Source organism: Leisingera sp. (assembly GCF_034669605.1).
GTDB lineage: Bacteria > Pseudomonadota > Alphaproteobacteria > Rhodobacterales > Rhodobacteraceae > Leisingera.
In genome coordinates, this window is sequence record NZ_JAXMOX010000275.1 from 1 (window position 1) to 4,797 (window position 4,797).

A 4,797-nucleotide genomic window follows, 5' to 3' on the forward strand; every position below is an offset into this window, starting at 1 on the left:
CAAGGTCAGCTGCACCGGCCTGCGCCCGTCGCTGACCGAAGCGGCCTGAGCGGATGGCTTGCCGCCAGCTGCAGGCCACCTGCGGCAGAGGCGGCGATGCCTAGCTCGGCACGCTGGCTGCTCGCCTTCAGCGGGGTCATGATCTCCGCCTCGGCGCTGCTGTTCTGGGCCTGGATCGGCGGCGCGGGACAGGCGGCAGCGGATCAGCCCGGCTGGTTCACCCCGGCCGCATTGCGGTTTCTCTGGCTGCCGTTGCTCAGCGGTGCCGGGCTGGTGCTGGCGGTCTGCTGCGCCGGACGCCCGGGCCTCTGACCTGCCAGACTCAGACCTGCCAGCCATAAAAAAGCCGCGCCCTGCGCAGGCGCGGCTGTCTGGTCAACGGATCTGCGGCCGGCTTACAGCGACGCGTCGTAGATCTTTGAGATATTCGCCCCCAAGGCGGCATCGTAATCCGCATCGCTCATGGCGGCGTTCAGCCCCTCGGTCAGCGCCCGGCTGAACGAGGCGATCATTTTCCTGTTCTGCGCCAGGCGGGCGCAGGCGTCATCGGTGCTGTAGCCGCCGGACAGCGCCACAACGCGGACCACATTGGCGTGATCGGCCAGATCGTCGTACAGTCCCGGTTTGGCCGGGATGGTCAGCTTCAGCGCCACCTTGCAGTCCGCGGGCAGGGCATTCAGCTGCTCCAGGATCTCCGCCTTCAGGACCTCTTCGGCCTCTGCCTTGGTCGCGGAATTGATGTCCACTTCCGGCTCGATGATCGGCACCAGGCCGGCCGCCACGATCTGCCGGCCCGCTTCGAACTGCTGGGCGGCAACCGCCTTGATGCCCGCGGCATTGGCCTCCTTGATGACCGAGCGCATCTTGGTGCCGAAAATACCGGCGTCATTGGCCCGCGCCAGAAGCGCATCCAGCTCCGGCATCGGCTTCATCATCTGCACGCCGTCGGCTTCTTCCGCCAGGCCCTTGTCAACCTTCAGGAACGGCACCACGCCGCAGCTGTTCCACAGATACTCGGCCGCCGGGGTGCCGCCGATCGCACCGTCCATGGTCTTCTCAAACAGGATCGCGCCCAGGATCCGGTCCTTGCCGAAGCTCGGCGAGGTGATGATGCGGGTGCGCATCTTGTGGATCTCGGCGAACATCTCGTCGTCGTTTGAATAGGCGTCTTCATTCACGCCATAAAGCTTCAGCGCTTTCGGGGTCGAGCCGCCCGACTGGTCCAGCGCGGCGATAAAGCCCTTGCCGTTGGCGATGCGGTCGAGTTGTGCCTGATGTACGGAAGCGTCTTTGGCCATAATGCGTCACTCTTCTTGGGAATGGTCTGTCTTGGCGCTGTCTATACCGCGAATCCGCTGGAAAACAACGGGGTGTTGCGCTAACGGCGCCAGGATTTGCCGCCTGCGGCAGCAGATCGCGCAGCGGTGCGCCGCCGCGGGAGCAGGCGTCAGCCCAGCCAGTCCTTGCGGGTGACCGCGTCATTCAGCGCAATCAGATCGCCGCGCAGCTCTTCCAGGCTGATCGGCCCGCCCAGGCACACCCGCACCGCTTCCTCCGGCTGGCCGGTGACGGTGAAGGCATCGCTGGGCAGGATGCCGATCTGGCGGGTCGCCATGCGGCCCATTACTTCGGCCCGGCTGGTGCCGCGCGGCAGGGACAGCCACAGGTTGAAGGCCAGCGGGTCCGCATCGGCGGAACAGACCTGCAGCACTTCCGCCGCCAGCGCCTGCCGGGCGGCCGCGGCCTGGCGCACAAAGGCCTGGATCTGCGCCGCGGTGCCGTCCTCGATCCAGCGCCCCAGCAGCGCCAGGTTCAGCGGCGACACCATCACATGCATCGACCGCAACGCCTGGCTGAACTGCCCCATCAGGCTGCGCTGCGGCACCGTGGTGCAGGCCAGCCGCAGCCCGGCGCCGAAACATTTGGACAGGCCCGCAACATGCCAGCCCAGATCCGGGATCAGGCTGCTGACGGCGGAGGGCGCATCCTGGGCGACGAAGCAATAGGCGTCATCCTCGATCAGCGGCAGCGCATGCTGTTGCAGCACCGCGGCCACCTGCCGCCGCCGCGCGGCGGGCATGGTGCGGGTGGTCGGGTTCTGCAGCGTCGGGTTCAGATACAGCGCCGCGGGCCGGTGACCGGTGACGGCCTGTTCCAGTGCCTCCGGCAGGATGCCGTCGCGGTCTGCGGCCAGCCCGATCAGCCGGATCCCCAGCCGCGCCGCAATCGACCGCAGCCCGGGATAGGTCACAGCTTCGCATAATACGGTCGAACCGGGCGCGCAGAGCATCGTCAGGATTGCATAGAGACTGGCATGGGCGCCCGGCGTGATCACCAGCCGTTCCGGCGCGCAGGGCAGGCCGTTTGCCTGCAGCAGATCCGCCGCAACAGCCCGGTCCTGCGGGCTGCCGGTGACCGATTGATAGCGCAGCAGCGGCATCAGATTGGCCGAGACATGCGCCAGCCCCTTTTGCATCTGCGCCAGCAGCGCCGGGTCGTCCGGCTCCGGCGGCATGTTCATCATCGGGTCTTCTTCCAGCGCCCGGCGCGGATCGGGGCGTTCGGGCAGCGCGTCCGGCGCCTTCACAAATGTGCCGCGGCCGACGAAGCTCTCGATATAGCCGCGCCGCACCGCTTCGGCGTAGCCTCTGGCGACGGTTGAGAAATCCACCCCCAGATCCTGCGCCACCCGCCGTTGCGGCGGCAGCCGGTCGCCGGGGGACAGCACGCCCGCGCCGATATCCGCCTTGATCGCCTCGGCGATCTCCACGTAGCGGGGCTTGCCGCTGTTCAGGCGGGCAGGGGTCCAGGGGGGCATCTGCGCTGTCTCCCGCCGGTGTTCCGGCGCATTGTGTCATGATTGATCGGTTCAATGCCTGATTGCCTCTGTGAATGCAATAATAATGATCGCAGATTGATTGCATTCATTGAGGGAATCACTGTATCAGGCGGCAAACCCGAGGAGACCTGCGATGACTGGGATGGATGTTTTGCAACAGGACCAGCGGGCGCTGAAGCCCGCCTTGCTGAAGGGGCTGCGCCTGCGCTGCCCGAACTGCGGCGAAGGCAAGCTGCTGCACAGTTATCTGAAGGTGAACGACGGCTGTTCGGAATGCGGTCAGGAACTGCACCACCAGCGCGCCGATGACGGCCCGGCCTATCTGACCATCCTGGTGGTCGGCCACATCCTCGGCTTTGCGCTGCACATCGTCTATACGCAATTGCGCCCGGACCCCTTGACCCTGGCGGTCATCATGTCGGTGATCACGGCGGGGGCGTCGCTGGTGATGCTGCCGCGGATGAAGGGGCTGGTGGTGGCCTATCAATGGGCCAAGCGGATGCACGGGTTCTGAACCGGCCTGAGGGAAATCAATAAAATGGCAAAAGGCGGGCCGCTGGCCCGCCTTTTTCTGTATTTTCCCAGCGCCGCGCAGCGGCGCCGGGCCCAACGGGCGCTGCTCACGTGATGTGAGCCAAGCGGCAGGCGGGAGGCCCCTGCCTGCCGCGCGCTCCCTCAGACCAGACGCGAGGTGTCTTTGGCAGCGCGCACGAAATCGTCAAACAGCGGGTGCGGCGCAAACGGCTTGGACTTCAGTTCCGGGTGGAACTGCACCCCGATGAACCAGGGGTGGTCTTTCCATTCCACGATCTCCGGCAGGCGGCCGTCGGGCGACATGCCCGAGAAGTTCAGCCCGCATTCTTCCAGCTTTTCGCGGTATTTGATGTCCACCTCATAGCGGTGGCGGTGGCGTTCCTCGATATGGGTGCTGCCATAGGCGGCGGCCACTTTGGAGCCTTCGGTCAGCGCCGCGTCATAGGCGCCCAGGCGCATGGTGCCGCCCTTGTCGTCATCGGCCTTGCGGCTGACCTTGTGGTTGCCCTGCACCCATTCCTTCAGGTGATAAACCACCGGCTCGAACCGTTTCCTGCCGGCCTCATGGTCGAATTCCTCGGACCCCGCCTCGGCAATGCCCGCGACGTTGCGCGCGGCCTCGATGACCGCCATCTGCATGCCGAGGCAGATGCCCAGATAGGGCACCTTGTTTTCGCGCGCATATTGCGCCGCCTTGATCTTGCCCTCGGTGCCGCGCTCGCCAAAGCCGCCGGGCACCAGGATCGCATGGTAGCCCTGCAGATAGGGGGCGGCGTCTTCCTTGTCGAACAGCTCGGCGTCGACCCATTCGATCTTCACCTTCACCCGGTTCGACATGCCGCCGTGGGTCAGCGCCTCGGCGATGGATTTATAGGCGTCTTCCAGCTGGGTGTATTTGCCGACAATCGCCACCTTCACTTCGCCTTCGGGGTTGTAGATGCGGTCGGCCACATCTTCCCAGCGGGCCAGGTTCGGCTTGGGGGCAGGGGCGATGCCAAAGGCATCCAGAACCGCCTGGTCCATGCCTTCGCGGTGATAGGCCAGCGGCGCCTCGTAGATCGATTTCAGGTCCTGCGCGGCAATCACCGAATCGGGGCGCACGTTGCAGAACAGCGCCAGCTTTTCGCGCTCTTTCTTCGGGATCGGGCCTTCGGAGCGGCAGACCAGGATGTCCGGCGCCAGACCGATCGACCGCAGCTCCTTCACCGAGTGCTGGGTCGGTTTTGTCTTCAGCTCGCCGGAGGCCTTGATGTAGGGCAGCAGCGTCAGATGCATGAAAATGCACTCGCCGCGCGGCTTGTCCTGGGCAAACTGGCGGATCGCCTCGAAGAAGGGCAGGCCTTCGATGTCGCCGACGGTGCCGCCGATCTCGCAGAGCATGAAGTCGACCTCATCCTCGCAGATCGAGATGAAATCCTTGATCT

Annotated in this window: 5 protein-coding genes; 2 read left to right on the plus strand and 3 right to left on the minus strand. The window is 65.5% G+C overall.

What is annotated here, in order from left to right:
* Nucleotides 1–312, plus strand: a 312-nt coding sequence (locus tag VOI29_RS22540) for a hypothetical protein (protein ID WP_323783878.1), incomplete at its 5' end; no start/stop codon positions are given.
* Nucleotides 313–395: 83 nt separating this feature from the next.
* Here the strand turns inward: VOI29_RS22540 and VOI29_RS22545 are convergent.
* Nucleotides 396–1,298, minus strand: coding sequence for a fructose bisphosphate aldolase (locus VOI29_RS22545; protein ID WP_323783881.1), 903 nt, complete (start codon nucleotides 1,296–1,298; stop codon nucleotides 396–398).
* Between the two features lie 149 nt (nucleotides 1,299–1,447).
* Nucleotides 1,448–2,818: a PLP-dependent aminotransferase family protein gene (locus VOI29_RS22550; RefSeq protein ID WP_323783883.1), complete on the minus strand. Its 1,371-nt coding sequence runs from the start codon at nucleotides 2,816–2,818 to the stop codon at nucleotides 1,448–1,450.
* 154 nt (nucleotides 2,819–2,972) lie between these two features.
* Between VOI29_RS22550 and VOI29_RS22555 the strand changes: the two genes are divergently transcribed.
* On the plus strand, nucleotides 2,973–3,353 hold the full coding sequence (locus VOI29_RS22555) for a DUF983 domain-containing protein (RefSeq protein ID WP_323783885.1): 381 nt from the start codon (nucleotides 2,973–2,975) through the stop codon (nucleotides 3,351–3,353).
* 161 nt (nucleotides 3,354–3,514) lie between these two features.
* On the opposite strand, the gene VOI29_RS22560 is transcribed toward VOI29_RS22555, so the two are convergent.
* On the minus strand, nucleotides 3,515–4,797 hold a 1,283-nt coding region (locus tag VOI29_RS22560), incomplete at its 5' end, for a CTP synthase (RefSeq protein WP_323783887.1).